This window comes from Chitinibacter fontanus, from assembly GCF_013423785.1.
GTDB lineage: Bacteria > Pseudomonadota > Gammaproteobacteria > Burkholderiales > Chitinibacteraceae > Chitinibacter > Chitinibacter fontanus.
In genome coordinates this window covers 335507-356415 of record NZ_CP058952.1, presented here as the reverse complement: position 1 = coordinate 356415, position 20909 = coordinate 335507, and the positions used below count along the sequence as shown (strand labels likewise).

The following is a 20909-nucleotide window of genomic DNA, read 5'->3' as shown; positions in this document are numbered from 1 at the left end:
CAAGGAGAGCGCCATGTCGGCCACGCACTCTGGATTTGCTGCTAAATCAGAACGCCTGCGCGCGATGAAGCGCCGCGCCACCGGGCTGTTGATTGCGATGGCGCTGCTGCTGGTTTGGGTGATCTGGCTGCGCACTCAATATCCGGCTTGGGGCTGGCTCGGGTTTATTGAGGCCTTTGCCGAAGCCGCGCTGGTCGGCGGTTTGGCCGACTGGTTTGCGGTGACCGCGCTGTTTCGCCAGCCGCTCAATTTGCCGATCCCGCACACCGCGATTATCCCTAAAAACAAGCACCGCATCGCCGATAGCTTGGGCGAATTTATCGAGGCGCATTTTTTATCGACCGAACGCATTATGGCCAAGGTCAGCGAATTTAACCCCGCTGCCAAACTATCAAATTGGTTAATGCAGCCCGCCAATGCGCGCCAAAGTGCCGAGCAGCTGACCAATTTGTTGCACTATATTTTGCAAAGCCTCACCGAGCCGGAGATACAAGCCCGGCTGCGCGAATTGCTGCGCCAGCAATTGGGCAAAATCGATCTGGCCGCGCCCGCCGCCGAAGTGCTTAGCTTGGTGCGCCAAAGCGGCGCGCAACAACAATTACTCGATGTGGTACTAAGCCATGTCGATCAGCAATTGCAAAAACCCGAGCTGCAGCAACATCTGGCGCAGCTGATCGCGGCTGAGCTCGATTACCTGAAATGGATCGCGCTTGACGAAGCCGGTGGACGCTATCTGGCACGCAAGCTGGTGCACGCCGCCGCGCGCGAGGTGCAAGGTATGCGCGAAAACGATCAGCATACCTTACGTGTTCACGTTGATGAGACGCTGGCGCAGTTGCAACAACGCTTAAAAAATGATCCCGAACTTAAAGCACGCCTTGCCGCTGCGCAGCAAAAAATGCTGGCTGAACCCACGCTGATGGATGCGCTCGATAAAGTCTGGCTCAACGTGGTTGGCCTTTTGGCCGGTCAATTAAAAGAGCCTGATTCGGCTCTGCGCAGTAAGCTGGCCAAAGGCTTAAGCCATTTGGCGCAGCGCTTGGCACAGGACGAGAGCCTATCGGACTGGCTCAACCGCCATGCGCGTATCGCCGCTGGCCAATTGGTCAAACGTTATCGCCATCAGATCGGCGTTTTTATCGCCGAGCAGCTCAAAGCGTGGGATGACGAAGTGATGGTTGAACGCCTTGAAGTCAATGTTGGTGTTGATCTGCAATTTGTCCGCCTTAATGGAACCTTGGTAGGCGGTTTGATTGGCTTGGTGCTGTATGGTTTGCATCAATTGGTGGTGCTGTGATGTGGCGGCTATGCGTACTGATGATGTGTTTGCCAGTAATCGGCTTAGCTTCAGGTGGCACCCCGCCGTCCCCGTTAGATTGGCCTAATCAGCGCGAAGTGCTTTGGTACCATTCTTGCGGCTGTGCTGATGCTTGCTGGGTCGCTGAGTTGCGCAACAGGAAAAACCAGCAAATCAAAGCACGCTTGCGCTGTGATTGCGAGCAAGTGTTTTTTCGGCTGGGTAAACAGCCTGAGCAGCAATATGCATCAAGCTGTTCGGCGTTTAGCGACGAAAACAAATTCCAAGAAATTACCCGTACTTTGCACGAGCTAGTTCAGTAGCGTTTCGAGCCAATTGTAAGCAGGGGGGCTATGGCCGCGCAGCTATTTTTAGTTGATACACCAGCACTCCAGCGGCCGCTGTGGCTAATAAATGCTTCAACGTGTGGCCACTGATGAGACTGAGCTGGTGAAACATCTGATGGTCTTGTAGCTCGGCTACTTTAGCGAATACATACAGCAAAATGGCACTGGCAAATGCCAGGCGTTTGGCGCGGCTGACTTGGGCTTGCCAGTGCAGTAGTGGAATCAAAATTAGCGGCAGCATTTGCAGTAATAAATAGGGACGTAAATCGCCTAAGCCTTGTGGTGCCGCCTTTGTTTGACCAAGTAAATCGGTGCTGGCAAAGCTTGGCACGTCGGTGTATTGCCACCACCATACGCTTAGATAAGCCAATACTGCCAATAGTGCACAGTAGCCCAGTTGAACATTGCGTGGCTCATTTTGCCCATAACATTCTTGCCAGGCCGCAGCCAATAGGCCCGCACAAGCGATGGCTATCGGAATACGATCAAAAATCAACCGTGCATTATCCGGGGCGAGGTGATACCAGCCTGAACCTAGTGAGGTAAAAAAAACCGCGCTGAAGAATAAATAGTAGGCGACGCGTGCACTGCGCACCAATTGTGGATCTTGCCATAGTCGGCATACCCCCCAGGCACCGGCAAAGGCAAAACCTAAGTTGGAAAGTACATCGGCCGCATTGGGGATAGATAGCCAAGCGCGGCGGTCGGCAAAATGGTGGTAATTGGGTAGCTGCAAAATCGGACCATGCAACAACATGGCAATGGCCAGTGCCAGTATAAGCAGGCTAGGCAATACATACGGCAGGCGGCGGAACAAGGACATGCGGTTTTCTCGTGCAGGGATTAATGACGAAAATGGCTGGTGGTTTTGTCAGTTTGAATTTAAGCTGTTTGTTTTTGTAAGTTGAGCATTGTGGCGACAAATGCGCCCAAGATCAATTAAGCCACCTATGAAAATTACCTTCTGTGAATTAAAACCCGACAATTTAGCGCCATTTTGTGATCTTTATTTGCGCGTCTTCAACGCAGCGCCGTGGCATGACGGCTGGCATATTGACGCGGTGTGCGAGCGCTTTGCCACGTTTAGCCAATTTCCGCGTTTTTATGGCTTGGGCATGTTGGCGGATGATGTGCCGGTGGGCTTGGCGTTTGGCTGGGGCGAGCGCTGGATTGAAGGCTGGCACTTCTTTATCAAGGAGTTTTGCATTGATAGCCAGTTGCAAGGGCAGGGTTTGGGCAAACAATTGTTTGCTGAATATGAGCGGCGCTTGCATGCACAAGGCTATCGCTGGACCTTTTTGAATACCGCACGCGCGGTGCCTGCCTACCATTTCTACCGTAAAATCGGTTTTCTGGAAGAAGACCAGACGATTTTGACCAAGCAGCTCACCAGCCCTGCAGCCATGTTGGCTTAAGCACTTTGCGCTTATCCTTTTCTGGCTGATTTTTCGCTTTTCTAGCTTGCCATTGTGCCCACTTCCCCCGATAATCCAGCCCGTTAAGCAGGAGAGTGTATTTGTCTAGTAACAAATACCACCGAAGGCGCAATGGCACCCGCGAATCGCTCAGGTCAAAGGACTGCTTAATCGACGTAAACACTCTGGAGAGCGCTCAAAAGAGCCACCGAAGGGGCTAACGGCGGAAATGCTTTAAACTTGCTGCGCGAGCTGTGATCACATCTCGGGCGGTGCTCGGAATCCTCACGTACTGCATGTACGCTCCGGTTCCTGTGCTCCGGCCTCAATGCACTAACAGCCGCTCGCTGCGTTTAAACTCATTTCCTAGCACTTGCTGCAGCCGGAAAATCTCAGGTACATGGACAGAGGGGTGTTGCCCGCTACATCAATAAAGTAGTGGCCTATGAGGGTATACCCTAGGAAAGTCTTATGACCGCAACGACCCAAGAAGCTACACCAAAAACCACTCCGCTGTACGACTCACACGTCGCAGCTGGCGCGAAAATCGTTGATTTTGCCGGCTGGGCGATGCCGATCCACTACGGCTCGCAACTCAAAGAGCACGAAATCGTTCGCAATGACGCAGGCATGTTTGATGTATCGCACATGTGCGTCATCGACATCACTGGCGCGGACGCCAAAGACTGGCTGCGCACGCTGATCGCCAACGACGTTGAAAAGCTCGGCTTTGAAGGCAAGGCACTGTACTCGGGCATGCTGACGCCTGAAGGCACCGTCATCGACGATCTGATCGTTTACCTGACTTACTACGGCTACCGCATGGTCGTGAACGCGGGCACGGCGGACAAAGACATCGCGTGGATGTTGAAACAAGCTGAGGGTCGCGACGTGGTGCTGACTGTGCGCCGCGAGCTGGCAATGATCGCCGTGCAAGGCCCGAACGCGATTGAAAAAGCGTGCAAAGTGCTGCACGAAGACTGGGAAGCGACGGTCAAAGGCCTGAAAGTATTCCAAGGCTTCCCATTTGGCTCGGTTGAAGAAGGCTGGTTTATTGCCCGCACCGGTTACACCGGCGAAGACGGCCTTGAAATCATGTTGCCAGCCGACGAAGCGCCACTATTCTGGAAAGCCTTGATCGGTGTTGGTGTTGCGCCAATTGGCTTGGGCGCACGCGATACGCTGCGACTGGAAGCAGGCATGAATCTGTACGGCCACGATATGGACGAAACCATTTCACCATTGCAAGCCGGTATGGGCTGGACGATTGCGTGGGAGCCCGCGGATCGCAACTTTATCGGCCGCGCGGCGCTCGAAGCTGAACGTGCAGCGGGTGTCAAAATGAAGCAAGTTGGTCTGGTACTCGAAGGCCGTGGCGTATTGCGCGAAGGCTTGAAAGTCGTCGTCGAAGGTGTCGGCGAAGGTGTCATCACCAGCGGTACATTCTCACCAACGCTGAAGCATTCGGTGGCAATTGCCCGCATCCCAGCCGGAACTGGAGCGTCAGCGCAAGTTGATCTGCGCGGTACGCTGACCGATGTACGCGTAGTGAAAATGCCATTTGTACGCAACGGCAAAAAAGTTTTCGAATAAGTAAATCAGGTAAAAGTTCTCACGCGGCGTTGCTTGGCCTTGCCATACCCAATCTACAGTCTGTGGCTGTGCGTCTGGCGTGAGTCTTTTGAATAAATACGGTTGCAGGGTATTGCCCTATAAACGAATTAAATAAAGATCTCCAATTAAATACCTTAGAGGATAAAGTCATGAGCAATGTTCCAGCAGAATTGAAATATGTAAACAGCCACGAGTGGTTGCGTCTTGAAAGCGACGGCACGGTAACGATCGGCATTACCGACCATGCGCAAGAATTGCTCGGCGATATCGTATTTGTTGAATTGCCAGAAGTCGGCGCACAACTGGATGCAGAAGCGACCGCCGGCGTGGTTGAGTCAGTGAAAGCCGCTTCTGATGTGTACGCGCCAATCGCGGGTGAAGTGGTTGAAGTGAACGTTGAACTCGAAGGCTCTCCAGAATTGGCGAACACCGATCCATACGGTGCGGCGTGGTTTTTCCGCGTGAAGCCTGCGAATGTGGCGGATCTGGAAGCATGTTTGTCAGCTGCTGAATACACCAAAGAAATCGGCGCCTAATTAAAAATCGGCTGCGAAGCCCAATCACTGCGTTAGGCCGCGAACTCAAAATCCTCATTGGCTGCAGCCAACTCCGGTTTTTCGTTCTTGCCTGCCTTGTGCTTGGGTCTTCGCGCACGATTTTTGGCAATTTGCTGATTTAAAAGAATAATTTATTGCAAAGCGCGGCTAAATGGCTGCGCTTTGCTACGCCTTGACCCTGAAGGTACCCCATGACGCTTTCTACTTTGTTTAATCGCGACGAATTTGTCGCGCGTCACATTGGCCCCAATAGCGCCGATCAAGCGGCGATGTTGGCTGAAATTGGCGCGACATCGCTCGACGATTTGGTTGGCCAGACGATTCCAGCCGATATCCGCTTTAATCAAGCGCTGAACCTGCCCGATGCATTGCCAGAGCACGAAGCACTGGCCAAACTCAAAGCCATCGCCAGCAAGAACATCATTAAAAAATCATTCATCGGCTTGGGCTACTACCCCAATCTGACGCCGGGCGTGATTTTGCGCAATGTGCTGGAAAATCCCGGCTGGTACACCGCGTACACGCCGTACCAAGCTGAAATTGCACAAGGTCGCCTCGAAGCATTGCTGAATTACCAGCAAATGGTGATCGACTTTACCGGCCTTGAGCTGGCGAATGCTTCCTTGCTCGATGAAGCCACGGCAGCCGCTGAAGCGATGGCCATGGCGCGTCGTGTGTCGAAAGTGAAGGCAGACGTTTTCTTTGTTGATGCGCAGGTATTGCCTCAGACACTAGACGTGGTGCGAACTCGCGCGAAATACTTCGGCTTTGAAGTTGTGGTGGGGGCTGCGGATCAGGCTGGTGCTGGCGATTATTTCGGTGCGCTGTTCCAGTATCCGGGCGCTGATGGTGTGGTGGCTGATTTGTCAGGCCCGATCGCAGCACTCAAAGCCAAAGGTGGCGTGGCGATTGTGGCAGCTGATTTGCTGTCACTCGCGGTATTGAAGTCTCCAGCCGAATTGGGCGCGGACGTGGCCGTCGGTAACACGCAGCGCTTTGGCGTGCCAATGGGCTTTGGTGGCCCACACGCGGCTTATTTTGCATTCAAAGACGACATGAAACGCTCGGCTCCAGGCCGGATTATTGGCGTGTCGATCGATGCCAAAGGGAAGACAGCTTTAAGGATGGCGCTGCAAACACGCGAGCAACATATCCGCCGCGAAAAAGCCAACTCGAATATTTGTACCTCGCAAGTGCTGCTCGCCAATATGGCCGGCATGTACGCCGTGTACCACGGCCCAGTGGGTGTAAAACGTATCGCGCAACGTGTACACCGTTTGGCTGCGCTGTTTGCTGCGGGCGTCGTACAAGCAGGCGGTAAAGTGGTGCACAACGCTTTCTTTGACACGGTACAAGTGGAACTCAGCAATGCCGCTGCGGTTTACCAAGCCGCGCAAGACGCGGGTTATAACTTGCGCCAAGTGTCAGACAGCATATTGGGCGTGGCTTTCCACGAAGCGGCATCGCAAGACGATCTGGCCACCTTGCTGAAGCTCTTTACGGGTAAAGACGTTGATCTGGCGGCACTTGATGCAACTGCCAGCGATGCGATTCCAGTGGAACTGGTTCGTACTTCAGCCTACCTGACGCACCCGGTGTTCAATAGCTATCACACCGAACACGAAATGCTGCGTTACCTCAAACGCCTCGAAAATCGTGATCTGGCGTTGAATCACTCGATGATTTCTCTTGGTAGCTGCACGATGAAGCTTAACGCTACCAGTGAAATGATTCCGGTGACTTGGCCAGAATTTGGCAATATCCACCCATTCGCGCCAAGCGAGCAGACCGCAGGCTACCAGATTTTGGTCGATACCCTGGCCGATCAATTGAAGGCCATCACCGGTTTTGCCGCGATTTGTATGCAGCCGAACTCTGGCGCACAAGGTGAATACGCTGGCTTGTTGGCGATCAGCCGTTACCACGAAAGCCGTGGCGACGCGCATCGCAATATCTGCTTGATTCCAAAATCTGCGCACGGCACCAACCCGGCAACGGCGCAGATGATGAATATGAAAGTCGTGGTGATCGATTGCGACGAGAGCGGTAACGTCGATGTGGCTGATCTGAAAGCCAAAGCTGAACAGCACAAAGACAACCTCGCCGCGCTGATGCTGACTTACCCATCTACGCACGGTGTATTTGAAGCTGCAGTAAAAGAAATCTGCGCAACGGTGCATCAGTTTGGTGGTCAGGTGTATATGGACGGCGCGAACTTGAACGCGCAAGTGGGCTTAACGCGTCCAGCCGATATCGGCGCGGATGTGAGCCACATGAATCTGCACAAAACCTTCTGCATTCCACACGGCGGCGGCGGCCCCGGCATGGGCCCGATTGGCTTGGCGGCACACTTAGCACCGTTTATGGCTAACCACGCTGTAGCGCCAATCACCGTGGGTGATGCGAGCGTAGCGCAAGGGCAAGGTGCAGTCTCTGCGGCGCAATTTGGTTCGGCATCGATTCTGCCGATTTCGTGGATGTATATCACGATGATGGGTGCGGCAGGCATGAAACGTGCGACTGAAATCGCTTTGCTCAACGCCAACTACGTCGCGAAGAAACTCGGCGCGCATTACCCAGTGTTGTACAGCGGTGCCAATGGCCGTGTGGCGCACGAATGTATTATCGACATTCGCCCATTGAAAGCGGCGAGCGGTATTACTGAAGTCGATATTGCCAAACGCCTGATGGACTACGGTTTCCACGCGCCAACGATGAGCTTCCCAGTGGCCGGTACGCTGATGATTGAGCCGACTGAATCAGAAGCCAAGCCAGAGCTGGATCGCTTTATCGCCGCGATGGTGTCGATTCGCAACGAGATCGCCAAAGTAGAAGCGGGTGAGTGGACGCTGGAAGACAATCCGCTGAAAAATGCACCTCACAGCAAAGGTGATATTTCAGGCGAATGGAACCACGCCTACAGCCGCGACACGGCGTTTTTCCCATTGCCGTATGTGCTGGATAATAAATTCTGGCCATCGGTGAATCGCATTGATGATGTGTATGGCGACCGTAATCTGATTTGCTCTTGTCCAAGCATGGATAATTACAGCTAATCATGTTAAAAAAGGGAGGCTTAGCCTCCCTTTTTTTGTTCCATGTGAAAGCAAATCTAATACAAACCCTACGTTTTCTGCTGCTCGCCGTTATTTTGCTGCTGCTAGGCCTGTTGACGTTGCACCAAGTTTGGCAGGCGGTGTTCTCAGGTGAATTATTTGGCTCAGATTTTGCAGAAGCACCATTCGAGTTTTGCTTATTGCTTGCAATGAGCGCTGCATTTGGCATTTTTAGTTGCAAACTGGGGGTGTCTTGGTTGCAACTAGTCTTGCGTAATCGGCATCACTTACTCGCATCCAAGTCACTGGCCGATATCGAAAACGCTTTACCTGCTGGTGTGAGCTTAGCTTGGGTATGCCTAGCCGTGTTGGCTGTGCTTGCTTTGATTATCTGTAATTGAGCGAACAAATCCCATTTGATTTAGCACCTTCTAACGTCGATTTAGTGCCGTTCATAATTTATTTGGCGAAAACAATATAAAGGGATTGAAATTTCAAACAAACGCGCCGATATTCAAGTTGTAAGGATAAGTTTGTAAGGGTCTCCGTCGCGAATCGCGGATTTTGAAATACTAGGGAGGGCCACATCATGGTACGCATCTTTGATATGTCAGCAAACGAAGCAACGCAAGACGACGCGTTCGAATCACAAGCATTACAAGCTAGCGCGATTCATTTGGACTCGCTGGCGATTGATCAGCCAGTATGTCAGCTCCGCTTGCTCACGGTGGCAGAGGCGGAAGAGCAGCAGCGCATTCCCCGCCCTCGTCCATGGCTAGGTTAAGCGGCCTAAATTAGTATTGCAATCCTTCTACTGTCTCGCGGCCCCACCAATGTGGGGCTTTTTATTTTTGTATTAGTGGCGATACAGCCTGACTAATTCAGCCAATTTGCCATCTTTGCGCATGCTTTCCAATGCTTGGTTCATGCGCTGAAAATCCCCGTCGCTGACACTGATTTTGCTGAAGGCAAAATGTGCATCCTCAATAGTCCAACCCACCGCTAGTGGTGAAATCGTATTAAGCCGCAAAGATTTTATGACTGCGATGGCCGAGAGCGAAGACGCGAAGGCCAGATCAATACGGCCATAGGCTAGTTTTTGTAGATTGGCCTGCATGGTTGGGGCTACATCGACCACAATTCCCGGGTGGCTTTGCGCTAGCCATTGGTCAATTTCAGAACCAAAACTATCCCCGCGTGCAACACCTATTCGAACGCCTGGATAGCGTTCCAGATCTGCTAGAGTGCGAATATTCCAAGCTCGTGCTGAATTTGTGTTGTGATATAGCTGAATGACCGTTGGGCTGTAAGGCCCGGAAAATAGTGCGAACTGCTCGCGCTCAGGTGTTTTGAGCGTTTCCATGGCAAGGTCGACATCGCCAGTAGCCAATTCATTGAGCGTGCGTTTCCATGGGCGCTGTACATAGCTAAGCTTGCACTGTGCTCGTTTGGCCATTTCGTTTAAGACTTGTACGGCATAGCCTTGCATTTGTCCGTGGGCATCTTGGTAATGAAATGGTGCCCATGTATCCCAGCTTACTTTGAGGCTGGTTAAGCATGAACCAGCCTCAACTGAAACGTTGATTAGTGTACTAAGCACCACGGCAGTAAGGGTTTTGCTTAGTATTGAATGAGCATCAGTGGAGCCACGGGGCATGATGACTTACTTTTGAATGAATCTTCCTAGCTATAGGTCAATCAACCATGACCTGCAAGCAGTGGACAGACCAGCGCAATATTATGACCGCGCTAGTCATGCCTTTGTAATGAGTTACTTTTTACCAAACAACTTGCTGCCTAGTGCAACAGCTGCAAGTGCAATTGCGCCAGCTAGCACGCCGACCAGCAGATTCATTGCACTTGGTATGACTGCCGCCATCACATTACCGCTTTCGGCTGCTAGATGCTCAATGCCATGATGAAGTTGTGGGATGCCATGCGTCAGAATACCCCCACCCACCAAAAACATCGCCGCAGTACCAACAACGGTAAGCAGCTTCATCAGTTTTGGTGCAGTTGCTACCAGCATTGCTCCTACTGTTTTTAACGCGCCATTGGTTTTCTTTTGCAAATAAAAGCCGATGTCATCCAGCTTTACAATGCCCGCCACCAAGCCATAGACGCCAATTGTCATAATCACGCCAATGCCTGCCAAGACAATAAATTGGGTCGATAAAGATTTATCTGCAACGGTACCTAGGGCGATAACGATAATCTCAGCCGATAAGACGAAGTCGGTGCGAATTGCGCCTTTAATTTTGTCTTTTTCTAGGCTAACTAAATCGACATTTTCATCACTAATGGCGGTGATCAAGGCCTCGTGGTTTTCTTCTTCTGCGTGTGGAAAGAATTTATGGGCTAGCTTTTCTACCCCTTCAAAGCACAGGTATAAACCACCCACCATTAATAATGGGATCACTGCCCAGGGGATAAAGGCACTAATGGCCAATGCCGCGGGCACTAAAATGATTTTATTTTTGAGTGAGCCCACGGCAACGGCCCATACCACCGGCAATTCACGTTCCGCACGTACCCCATTGACTTGTTCGGCATTGAGTGCCAAATCATCACCCAAAACCCCCGCAGTCTTTTTTGCGGCGACTTTAGTCATGACGGCAACATCATCCAGAATCGTAGCAATATCGTCTAAAAGTGTAAGTAAACTTGCTCCAGCCATTGATCTTCCCTGTGCATTTGTTAATTTTTGTTAATGTGCTAGTTTGCTGTTAGTCAGTGATTTTGGCAAATCTGGCTTGCGGTACACCATCAATTACGACGTTTTCCACAAACATCGCAAAGGGGCGTACCCACAAGCCTCCTTCGCCATATAGTGGCCGATACACCACCAGCCACTCGCAAGTTTCAGAGTGGCGGGCTAGATCAATCACTTCATATTGATTGCCTTTGTAATGACGATAACGCCCTAAGGGTAATTCTGGCTTAGCTGTCATATTGATACCCTGTTATGTATATCTCTATTGTTAATAAATAATGAGGCTTTTAACGAGATACCCCGTAAAAATGGCCACCCGAGGGTGGCCATTTTCTGTGAAACAATATGTGGTCAAATTGATTAAAGCTTAGTTTCCAGCCAAGCCGCAGCTGCTTCCATCGCCTCTTTGACTTTGCTGGTATCGGTACCACCCGCCTGAGCCATGTCAGGGCGACCACCACCTTTGCCGCCCACGATTTGCGCCGCAACATTCACCAATTCACCCGCTTTAACCTTGCCGGTGAGGTCTTTGCTAACCCGGGCGATCAGGCTCACTTTATCGTCGCTCACGCAAGCAAGTAGGGCGATGCCGCTTTCAACGCGATCCATTAGCTTGTCGCTCATTTCACGCAACATACCCGCTTCAACACCGTCGACGACGCTACCGATGCATTTCACGCCATTAATGGTGCGCATACCAACGCCGATCAACTGGTCGAGCTGGGTAAACGCCATCTGCGCTTTCAGTTGCGACACTTCTTTTTGCGCGGCTTTCAGATCCGCTTGCAGTTTTTCCAGCTTCGAGAGCAATTCGCCCGATTGCGCGCCTGCGATTACGGCTGCGGCTTTCAACTCGGCGTCTTGCGCTTGTACAGCTGACAATGCAGCAGTGCCCGTGATCGCTTCAACGCGACGGATACCAGCAGCTACGCCACCTTCCGATACGATTTTAAACAGACCGATGTCACCAGTGCGGCCAACGTGCGTACCTCCGCACAATTCGGTCGAGAAGTCGCCCATTTTCAATACGCGCACTTCATCGCCATATTTTTCGCCAAACAAGGCCATCGCGCCGTTTTTGATCGCCTCGTCGTAGCTCATCAATTTAGCGACGGCTTCTTCATTGGCCATGATGACTTGGTTGACCAAGTCTTCCACTTTGGCGATTTCGTCGCTGGTTAGTGCTTTCGGGTGCGAGAAGTCAAAACGCGTACGCTCGTGATTGACCAAAGAGCCTTTTTGCTCAACATGCGTGCCCAAAACTTCGCGCAATGCAGCGTGTAGCAAGTGTGTGGCCGAGTGATTGCGTTGGCTGGCTTGGCGTTTGGCGATGTCGATGCTGGCGGTTACGGCGTCGCCAACTTTGAGCGTGCCGCTGATAATCTGACCTTGGTGACCAAATACATCGGCTTTGATTTTCTGCGTGTCTGTGACGTTGAAAACGCCCGAGCCAGCGATGACGCCGGAGTCACCCGCTTGGCCACCTGATTCCGCGTAGAACGGCGTGTGATCCAGTACGATTACGCCTTCGTCGCCATCGACCAATTGCTGAACTTGCTCGCTGCCTTTATACAGGGCAATCACTTTGGCTGCGCGGCTGCTCTCGGTATAACCGTGGAAGCACGAAGCTTCGCCTTCGTACGCCAAGCCTGCCGTCATTTTGAAAGTGCCAGCGGCTTTAGATTGTTTGCGCTGTGCTTCGAGCGCAGCTTCAAAACCGGCGATATCGACGGTGACATTGCGCTCGCGGCAAACGTCGGCGGTCAAATCGATTGGGAAGCCGTAGGTGTCAGACAATTTGAACGCCACATCGCCGTCAAGCACTTGCTTGCCGCCGCCCAAAACGGTGTCGAGCAAGGTCATGCCGTTTTCTAGCGTGCGCCCAAAGATTTCTTCTTCGGTCTTCAGTGCGTCGATAATGTGTTCTTTACGCTGACGCAACTCTGGGTAGGCATCGCCCATTACGTCGGCCAATGGTGCAACCAGCTTATGGAAGAAGTAGCCTTTCTGACCTAGTTTGTAGCCGTGACGAATCGCGCGGCGAATAATGCGGCGCAGTACATAACCACGACCGTCGTTGGCTGGCAAAGCGCCGTCAGCGATCAGGAAGGCACATGAGCGGATGTGATCGGCAATCACTTTTAGTGATGGTGATTCTGGATCGGTCGCGCCGGTTTCACGTTGCGCTGCCGCCAATAGGTGTTGGAATAGATCGATTTCGTAGTTCGCATGCACTTTCTGCATTACTGCAGAAATCCGCTCCAGGCCCATGCCGGTATCAACCGATGGTTTTGGCAGTGGATGCAATACTCCCGCTTCGTCGCGGTTAAATTGCATGAATACGTTGTTCCAGATCTCGATGAAACGGTCACCGTCTTCTTCTGGTGATCCTGGAGGGCCGCCCCAAATGTGGTCGCCGTGATCGTAGAAAATTTCAGAACATGGACCACATGGACCGGTGTCGCCCATTTGCCAGAAATTATCTGATGCATATGGCGCGCCTTTGTTGTCACCGATGCGTACGATTTTCTCTGCTGGAACGCCGACTTCTTTGTTCCAAATGTCATAAGCTTCGTCGTCCGTTGCGTACACGGTGACCATCAGTTTTTCTTTAGGAATACCCAGCCATTCAGGGCTAGTCAAGAATTCCCATGCGTACAAAATCGCTTCTCGTTTGAAGTAGTCGCCAAACGAGAAATTACCGAGCATTTCAAAAAAGGTGTGGTGGCGGGCGGTGTAGCCAACGTTTTCTAAGTCATTGTGTTTGCCACCGGCGCGGACACATTTTTGGCTGGTAGTAGCGCGCGTGTAAGGGCGTTTATCAAAACCCAAGAACACGTCTTTAAATTGGTTCATCCCGGCATTGGTAAACAGGATCGTCGGATCGTTAGCCGGAATCAGCGAGGATGAAGCCACGACTTGGTGGCTTTTGCTTGCAAAAAAGTCCAAGAACTTTTGGCGAATCTGGGATGATTTCATAAGACGTTACGCGCGCGCAGTTTAAATTCAAGGGAATAGATTCTAATGCAAAGTGGCGTGGGCGGGTAGGCGCACAGGGGATTTGTTGTCCTGAGTGACGATGTTACTAATCGCGAAGATAACGACGACTAGATTGGCATTTTTGTTTAGAGTGGTGGGGTATATCTGAAATGATCATTTAAAATCTAGGCTATATCCGTATACTTGGTGGTGTATCTCAATCACAGTCAAACTCGTCAAATGTATCGTCATCCGCACCGTTGACTACCCGATAAATCACGCTAGTGCTAAAGCCGCGACTGGCTAAAAAACGCAACTGCTTGGCGCGCTCTTTAGCATCTGCTGGGGATTGGCCAAATTTCTTCTGCCATAGCCTGCGCGCGGTACTTTCTTCGTTCTCAGCGACGGCTTCAATGCTGGCATCAATAATCTCGCTGGCGACGCCGCGTTGGCGTAATTCTTGTTTGAGCTTACCAAGGCCATAGCGCTGGCTGCGATAGTGCGTCCATTGCTCGGCAAAGCGGCTGTCCGACAGCCAACCTCTCGCCTCAAAATCGTCGAGCAGCGCCGGGATCTCGTCTGGCGTTTCAGTGTGTGCTTTTAGTTTTTGCTCTAGCTCAGCGCGCGAATGGTCGCGCCGACCTAGCATTTGCAGTGCTTTATTGCGCAGTGAAACCATATTTTCTCCCGCCCACATAATGAAAAAAGGCTCCCACGAGGAGAGCCTGATCAGAATGACTAACGCCGCCGCTTATTCGGCAGCTTCGACATCATCGCCGCCCATTTCGATCGGCAAGCTGCTGCCGATCAACTTATCGCGGACTTTCTTGATGATTTCGTCGGCCAATTCCGGATTATCTTTTAGGAATTGACGTGAGTTTTCCAGACCTTGACCAATCTTGTTGCCATTGTAGCTGTACCAAGCGCCGGATTTTTCGACAATCTTATTGGCTACGCCTTGCTCGATGATCTCGCCTTCACGCGAAATGCCTTCGCCGTACAGGATATCAAACGTGATCACGCGGAATGGTGGTGCAACTTTGTTTTTGGCGACTTTGACTTTGGTTTGGTTACCAATAATTTCTTCGCCTTTTTTCACCGCACCAATGCGGCGAATGTCGAGACGGACTGAAGCGTAGAATTTCAGCGCATTACCACCGGTGGTGGTTTCCGGGCTTTGCCCTGGCATCATCGCGCCGATTTTCATACGCAACTGGTTAATAAAGATTACCAGTGTATTGGTGCGTTTGATATTACCAGTCAGTTTACGTAAAGCTTGGCTCATCAAGCGGGCTTGCAGGCCGACGTGTACGTCACCCATTTCGCCTTCAATCTCGGCTTTTGGTGTTAATGCGGCAACCGAGTCAACGACGATGATGTCAACGCCACCAGAGCGCACCAGCATATCGGCGATTTCGAGTGCTTGTTCGCCAGTATCAGGCTGAGAAATCAGCATGTCCGATACGTTCACACCAAGTTTTTGCGCGTAGATTGGGTCAAGCGCATTTTCCGCATCGATATACGCGGCAACACCACCCAGTTTTTGAATCTCGGCAACCACATGCAAACACAGCGTGGTTTTACCTGAAGACTCTGGCCCAAAGATTTCAACAATCCGGCCGCGTGGCAAGCCACCAACGCCCAGAGCCAAGTCCAAGCCTAGCGAGCCAGTTGATACGACTTGCAGATCATTTTCAATCTGGTTGTCGCCCATTTTCATGATGGCGCCTTTACCAAATTGGCGTTCAATCTGTGCTAATGCCGCGGCTAGAGCTTTGCTTTTGTTATCATCCATGGTGGTGTCCTGAGCAAAAATAATGAGGTAGTGCGATTATAGAACAATCGTTCTGTTTTGCAAGCATTTGTAGTTCGATTGTTGAAAATTATGCGGCATGCAGCAAATGTGCGGGCAGAGTGAAGTAGAAAATTGTTCCCTCATCTGGGGAAGATTTGGCCCAAATACGCCCCCCGTGCCGGCTAATAATCCGCTGTGCTGCGGTAAGCCCAATGCCATTTCCGCTGTATTGGGACTGGGAATGTAGCCGGTAAAAAGGTGTGAATAGGTTTTTGGCTAGAGCCATATTGAAACCAATCCCTTCATCGGCGATGTAGTACACCATTTGCCCATTTACGTGAGTGCTGCCGAAGGAAATTTTGATAATTTCTTTGGTTTGAGAATATTTCCACGCGTTTTCTAATAGATTGAATAAAGCAATGCGGATGAGGCGCGGGTCGGCATCGGCCTGCATCTGATCATCGATCAAAATCTCACGTGCGCGATCAGGCTGCAGCATGGTAATTTCGTCCATGATGTCATGTGCCATGGCACTGATATCAATATTTTGTGGCCTGATTTCAGTGCGGGAAAACTGCTGTAGCATCAATAAATCATCAATTCGGCTGGCCATACCGTTGATACTACCGCGAATTCGCTGCAGGTAATTGCGGGCGTTGCTATCGAGATTATCTTGGTAGTCATCGACGAGTACCTGACTAAAGCCATCGATGGTGCGCAGCGGGGTGCGTAAATCTTGCGCCAGAATATTAGTCAAAATTTCTAATTCGTGGGTACTCGTAGCCAACTCGCGGCTGCGATCCTCAACGACATCTTCCAGATGGTGGCGGTAGTTTTCCAGCTGAATTTCGGTGTGTTTTCGCTGGCTAATATCAAACAAGAAGCCCTGTAAATGAGGGTGTCCGTTCGGGTCTAGATCACACGTTGCCATGATTTGCACCCAGACTTCTTTGCCGCTTGCTGCGAGCAGGCGACACTCAAATTCATAGACTTGGCCTGGTTCATGTACATCAGCAAACAGAGGGTAGGCATAGTGCCGATCGTCTGGATGCAGATAGCTACTTAAAAAGCCCTCGCTATACCAGACTGACAGTGGATAGTTGAGTAATTGTTCGGCTTGTGGCCCCACGTACGTAAAGCGCCATTCTTCCGGGCGGGCATCCCATGGAATAAGGCGGGTGGATTCGACCAAACGGCGCATACGGTCTTCGCTGACACGCAGGGCCGATTCAATCTGCTTGCGGCTCATCAGGTCTGCTTCTAACTGCAGATTTTTCTGCTCCAGCGTACCAATCATATCGCGCAGGGCTTGCCGCGTTTGTTCTAGCGCGCTACCTAATTGGCCGATTTCATCTTCCCGGTGCCAAATAAAAGGGCGATCTAGCTGATCGTTGGCTAGTTCCGTGGATTGTTGGGTTAATTTCTCTAGTGGGCGTAATACTCGCGAGTTGAGTAGGAACAAAATCAAACCGAGGCTAAAGCACACCTGCACAAATACGGCGAATAAATATTGCTGTTGCTTACGCTCAATGGCTTGTTTGGCGATGCCATCATCCAGCTCCAGAGTCACATTACCAATCACATTGCCTTGCTTACTCACTAAATGCGAGAGGGAAGATAGCTTGCCAATGCGGCGTTCGGGCTGATTGGTGCTAAGAAAAACCCCCAACGAAGCATCATTCACGACAATCCGAACGACGCGTGGATCACTCATGACCGAGTCAAGTAGCGGTTTGCCAGATTCAGGTGCCAAGTTCCACAGCGGCTCTTGCATCCCCAATACCAGGATTTCCACTAGCCGTTCATGATCGAGGCGGATGTTTTTTTCGGCCGTAGTGAGGTCGGTGCGAATGCTCAAATAGCCATTAATTGTGGCTGGCAACAGCAGGCCAAGCAAAATAGCCAAGATAACCGCAGGGCGAAGTGACAGGTTCATGCAGAGTTTTTCAAGTATCGGCTGACAAATTTGACAATGTTGGCAGTCTAATCGAGTTTTTTTATTCCGACCATGTATTCAGACATGCGATAGCGCTTTGATAGGGCGGTGTTGTAAAGCAACTTCAACTCGGCGATTTACTAAGCTTTGATCTGTCGCAGCATCGCGCCAGAATCTGCTTCGATCCCGCAGATCTGCACGGCATAATAGCGACAAATAGCAAGGGGAGCGCCAAATGAAAGTCATAGTATTGGGAGCAGGGGTGATTGGGGTGACAACCGCATGGTTCTTAGCCCAAGAGGGGCACGATGTGACGGTGATTGAACGCGCTCAAGAACCGGCGCGTGAAACCAGTTATGCCAATGGGGGGCAGATTTCGGTGTGCCACGCCGAGCCGTGGGCCAACCCGAAAGCGCCGTGGAAAACCTTGCAATGGCTAGGGGAAGAAGATGCGCCATTGCTGTTTCGTTTGAAACTGGATTGGAATCAATGGCGCTGGGGGCTGCGCTTTTTAGAGCAATGCACCAAGGCCAAAGCCAAATCGAATTTGCAAAATTTAGTTCGGCTTGGGTTGTATAGCCGCGATACCCTGCAGGCCGTGCGTGCACAAACCGGTGTGGTGTATGACCAGCGTACCGAAGGGATTTTGCATTACTACACTGATCCGGCCGAGTATGAGGCCGCAATTCCTGCTGCTGCACTAATGCGTGAAGTGGGCTTGGATCGACAAGTAAAAACCGCGGCCGAGTGCCTTGCGATTGAGCCTGCGCTGGCGCAATCGCGCTATCCGATTGTGGGCGGCACTTATACTCCGAGCGATGAGTCGGGTGATGCTCGGCAGTTTACTAATGAATTGGCCGATCGCTGTACGGCGATGGGCGTGCAATTTCGCTACGACTGCGCGATCGAAGCGCTGATTCGCGAAGGCGATGATGTCAAAGCGGTACGTGTGCGCAGTGAAGAAGAGGGCGTTGAGCACTTGCAAGCGGATCAGATTGTGGTCTGCTTGGGTAGCTACAGCCCACTGTATTTGCAATCACTAGGCATCACACTGGACATTTATCCGGCCAAGGGCTACTCCGCTACGATTCCGGTGACTGATCCTGAATTTGCGCCGACCGTGAGTTTGACCGATGACGGTTATAAACTGGTGTTCTCGCGCTTGGGCGATCGCTTGCGAGTGGCTGGCACGGCGGAATTTAATGGCTACAACCTCGATTTGAACGAGATTCGCTGTAAAGCGTTAATCCAGCGCACTAGTCAAATTTTCCCGCGTGGGATGGATTACGACAAGGCTGAATTCTGGACCGGTTTGCGCCCTGCAACGCCGGGTAATCTGCCGTATATTGGTCAGACGCGTTATCCAAGCTTATGGCTCAATACTGGACACGGTACGCTAGGGTGGACTGAATGTTGTGGCTCGGCCAAAGCGATTGCCGATTTGATGGCGCAGCGTACACCTGAGGTGGATTATCCGTTTGTGAAAGGTATTTAAGCGTTACAAATAAATGTAAAAAGGGGTATAGCTACCAAGATTAGAATTAATCTATTCTCGGTAGCTATACCCCTTATTTTTTTTGCCTTAAAGTTTTACGGCGTGCTCGCGTGTGGCGTGGAATTGCAATTCTGGCCAGCGTTCCATCGTCAGATCCAGATTGACGCGGCTGGTTGCCAAGTAGGCCAAGCTATCTGCAGCATCGCGACCCAGATTGTTGACCAGATTTTTCTCAAAATCAGCGAGTTTTTTCGTGTCTTCGCAGGACACCCAGCGCGCGGTGTAAATCGGTGTCGATTCAAACATGGCCTCTACACCGTATTCGTTCAAAAGCCTTGATGCGACGACTTCAAACTGCAATACACCCACCGCACCCAAGATCAAATCGCCACCGTTCAGCGGTTTGAAGACCTGTACAGCGCCTTCTTCACCGAGCTGTTGCAAGCCTTTTTGCAATTGCTTGATCTTCAGTGGATTTTTGATGCGCACAATACGGAACATTTCCGGCGCGAAGTAGGGAATCCCGGTGAACGACAGCAATTCGCCTTCAGAAAACGAGTCACCAATCTGAATATTGCCGTGATTGGGCAAGCCGATAATGTCGCCGGCGTAGGCTTCTTCGACCTGCTCGCGACCCTGTGCCATAAACGTGACCACCGAGTTGGCGGCGATTTCACGGTTTAGGCGCAAATGCTTGAATTTCATGCCACGCGTGAATTCGCCCGAGCAAACGCGCAAGAAGGCGATGCGGTCGCGGTGCTTCGGATCCATATTGGCTTGAATCTTGAACACGAAAGCCGAGAATTTTTCTTCGGTCGGCTCTACATCGCGCTGAATCGCGTGCGTTTCCGATGGCTGAGGTGCCCAATCAACCAGCGCATTCAAAATTTCGCGAATACCGAAGTTATTGATCGCCGAGCCAAAGAACACCGGTGTCAACGTGCCGGCAAGGAATTCTTCCAGATCGAAAGGGTGTGAAGCCCCACGCACGAGTTCGAGCTCCATGCGCGTGTTTTCGATTTCGAGCGGGAATAGTTCATCCAGACGCGGATTGTCGATGCCTTTGATGATTTCAACTTCATCCAGCGGGCCTTGGCCCGGCGTGAAGATGATAATTTCATCGGACAAAATGCTGTAAACACCACGGAAAGTCTTACCCATCCCGATTGGCCAAGTAATTGGCGCGCAGCGGATTTCCAGTACGCTTTCGACTTCGTCGAGCAATTCGAGGTTATCACGCACTTCACGGTCGTACTTATTCATGAAGGTAATAATCGGCGTGTGGCGCATGCGGCAGACGTTCAGCAATTTGATCGTTTGGGCTTCCACACCTTTGGCGGCATCAATCACCATCAAGGCTGAGTCAACGGCGGTCAGTACTCGGTAGGTGTCTTCCGAGAAGTCTTGGTGGCCGGGTGTGTCGAGCAGATTGACAACGTGATCGCGATAGTCGAACTGCATCACTGATGAGGCGACCGAAATGCCCCGTTGTTTTTCAATGTCCATCCAGTCGGACGTGGCGAACTTGCCACCTTTTTTACCCTTCACCGTACCGGCAGCCTGAATCGTGCCCGAAAAATATAATAATTTTTCAGTTAGCGTGGTTTTACCCGCATCAGGGTGGGAAATGATGGCAAACGTACGGCGACGCGCCACTTCACTGCGAATATCCGGCATGGTCTTGATGGAATAGGGGAAAAACGCG

At 51.4% G+C, this 20909-nt stretch carries 18 protein-coding genes, 1 other RNA gene and 1 riboswitch; of the genes, 10 read left to right on the top strand and 9 right to left on the bottom strand.

Features of this window, described 5'->3' with window-relative positions; translation table 11 throughout:
• Positions 1-13: 13 nt before the first annotated feature.
• Positions 14-1297, top strand: coding sequence for a DUF445 domain-containing protein (locus HZU75_RS01645; RefSeq protein WP_180307482.1), 1284 nt, complete (start codon positions 14-16; stop codon positions 1295-1297).
• The gene (locus tag HZU75_RS01640; RefSeq protein WP_180307481.1) at positions 1297-1620 is read left to right on the top strand and encodes a hypothetical protein; all 324 of its coding nucleotides are present in this window, start codon (positions 1297-1299) and stop codon (positions 1618-1620) included. The genes HZU75_RS01645 and HZU75_RS01640 overlap by 1 nt, the downstream gene beginning before the upstream one ends.
• 28 nt (positions 1621-1648) lie before the next feature.
• Here HZU75_RS01640 and HZU75_RS01635 read toward each other — a convergent pair whose 3' ends face one another.
• Positions 1649-2467: a hypothetical protein gene (locus tag HZU75_RS01635; RefSeq protein ID WP_180307480.1), complete on the bottom strand. Its 819-nt coding sequence runs from the start codon at positions 2465-2467 to the stop codon at positions 1649-1651.
• Between the two features lie 127 nt (positions 2468-2594).
• On the opposite strand from HZU75_RS01635, the gene HZU75_RS01630 reads away from it, so the two are divergent.
• From HZU75_RS01630 to HZU75_RS01600, 7 genes are all read left to right on the top strand, one after another.
• Complete coding sequence (locus tag HZU75_RS01630; RefSeq protein ID WP_180307479.1) at positions 2595-3059, top strand: GNAT family N-acetyltransferase; 465 nt, start codon at positions 2595-2597, stop codon at positions 3057-3059.
• Positions 3060-3137: 78 nt separating this feature from the next.
• A riboswitch (glycine riboswitch) is annotated at positions 3138-3235 on the top strand.
• A 111-nt stretch (positions 3236-3346) separates the two neighbouring features.
• Positions 3347-3419, top strand: a non-coding RNA gene (locus tag HZU75_RS01625) — sX9 sRNA.
• A 111-nt stretch (positions 3420-3530) separates the two neighbouring features.
• Positions 3531-4652, top strand: a complete 1122-nt coding sequence (gcvT, locus tag HZU75_RS01620) for a glycine cleavage system aminomethyltransferase GcvT (RefSeq protein ID WP_180307478.1) — start codon at positions 3531-3533, stop codon at positions 4650-4652.
• 170 nt (positions 4653-4822) lie between these two features.
• A complete protein-coding gene (gcvH, locus tag HZU75_RS01615) occupies positions 4823-5209 on the top strand; it encodes a glycine cleavage system protein GcvH (RefSeq protein WP_180307477.1) in 387 nt (128 codons plus the stop codon).
• Positions 5210-5421: 212 nt separating this feature from the next.
• The gene (gene gcvP, locus HZU75_RS01610; protein WP_180307476.1) at positions 5422-8286 is read left to right on the top strand and encodes an aminomethyl-transferring glycine dehydrogenase; all 2865 of its coding nucleotides are present in this window, start codon (positions 5422-5424) and stop codon (positions 8284-8286) included.
• 2 nt (positions 8287-8288) lie between these two features.
• A complete protein-coding gene (locus tag HZU75_RS01605) occupies positions 8289-8687 on the top strand; it encodes a hypothetical protein (RefSeq protein ID WP_180307475.1) in 399 nt (132 codons plus the stop codon).
• A gap of 188 nt (positions 8688-8875) precedes the next feature.
• Positions 8876-9070 carry a hypothetical protein gene (locus HZU75_RS01600; RefSeq protein WP_180307474.1) on the top strand — a complete coding sequence of 65 codons (195 nt, stop codon included), beginning with the start codon at positions 8876-8878 and terminating at the stop codon, positions 9068-9070.
• A 72-nt stretch (positions 9071-9142) separates the two neighbouring features.
• On the opposite strand, the gene HZU75_RS01595 is transcribed toward HZU75_RS01600, so the two are convergent.
• The 7 genes from HZU75_RS01595 to HZU75_RS01565 all read right to left on the bottom strand — a co-directional run bounded on the left by HZU75_RS01595 (position 9143) and on the right by HZU75_RS01565 (position 17709).
• On the bottom strand, positions 9143-9943 hold the full coding sequence (locus HZU75_RS01595) for a substrate-binding periplasmic protein (RefSeq protein ID WP_180307473.1): 801 nt from the start codon (positions 9941-9943) through the stop codon (positions 9143-9145).
• A gap of 114 nt (positions 9944-10057) precedes the next feature.
• Positions 10058-10963 carry a DUF808 domain-containing protein gene (locus tag HZU75_RS01590; protein WP_180307472.1) on the bottom strand — a complete coding sequence of 302 codons (906 nt, stop codon included), beginning with the start codon at positions 10961-10963 and terminating at the stop codon, positions 10058-10060.
• Positions 10964-11012: 49 nt separating this feature from the next.
• Positions 11013-11237: a DUF1653 domain-containing protein gene (locus tag HZU75_RS01585; protein WP_180307471.1), complete on the bottom strand. Its 225-nt coding sequence runs from the start codon at positions 11235-11237 to the stop codon at positions 11013-11015.
• A gap of 122 nt (positions 11238-11359) precedes the next feature.
• Positions 11360-13978: an alanine--tRNA ligase gene (gene alaS / locus HZU75_RS01580; protein ID WP_180307470.1), complete on the bottom strand. Its 2619-nt coding sequence runs from the start codon at positions 13976-13978 to the stop codon at positions 11360-11362.
• 217 nt (positions 13979-14195) lie between these two features.
• The gene (recX, locus tag HZU75_RS01575; RefSeq protein WP_180307469.1) at positions 14196-14657 is read right to left on the bottom strand and encodes a recombination regulator RecX; all 462 of its coding nucleotides are present in this window, start codon (positions 14655-14657) and stop codon (positions 14196-14198) included.
• A gap of 72 nt (positions 14658-14729) precedes the next feature.
• Positions 14730-15773 carry a recombinase RecA gene (gene recA / locus HZU75_RS01570; protein ID WP_180307468.1) on the bottom strand — a complete coding sequence of 348 codons (1044 nt, stop codon included), beginning with the start codon at positions 15771-15773 and terminating at the stop codon, positions 14730-14732.
• A gap of 88 nt (positions 15774-15861) precedes the next feature.
• Entirely contained in the window at positions 15862-17709 is a 1848-nt protein-coding gene (locus tag HZU75_RS01565) for an ATP-binding protein (protein WP_180307467.1), read from the bottom strand.
• Positions 17710-17944: 235 nt separating this feature from the next.
• Here HZU75_RS01565 and HZU75_RS01560 point away from each other — a divergent pair, with 235 nt between their 5' ends.
• Entirely contained in the window at positions 17945-19204 is a 1260-nt protein-coding gene (locus tag HZU75_RS01560; protein ID WP_180307466.1) for a D-amino acid dehydrogenase, read from the top strand.
• Between the two features lie 87 nt (positions 19205-19291).
• Here the strand turns inward: HZU75_RS01560 and HZU75_RS01555 are convergent, their stop codons facing one another.
• The gene (locus HZU75_RS01555; RefSeq protein WP_180307465.1) at positions 19292-20881 is read right to left on the bottom strand and encodes a peptide chain release factor 3; all 1590 of its coding nucleotides are present in this window, start codon (positions 20879-20881) and stop codon (positions 19292-19294) included.
• Positions 20882-20909: the final 28 nt, after the last annotated feature.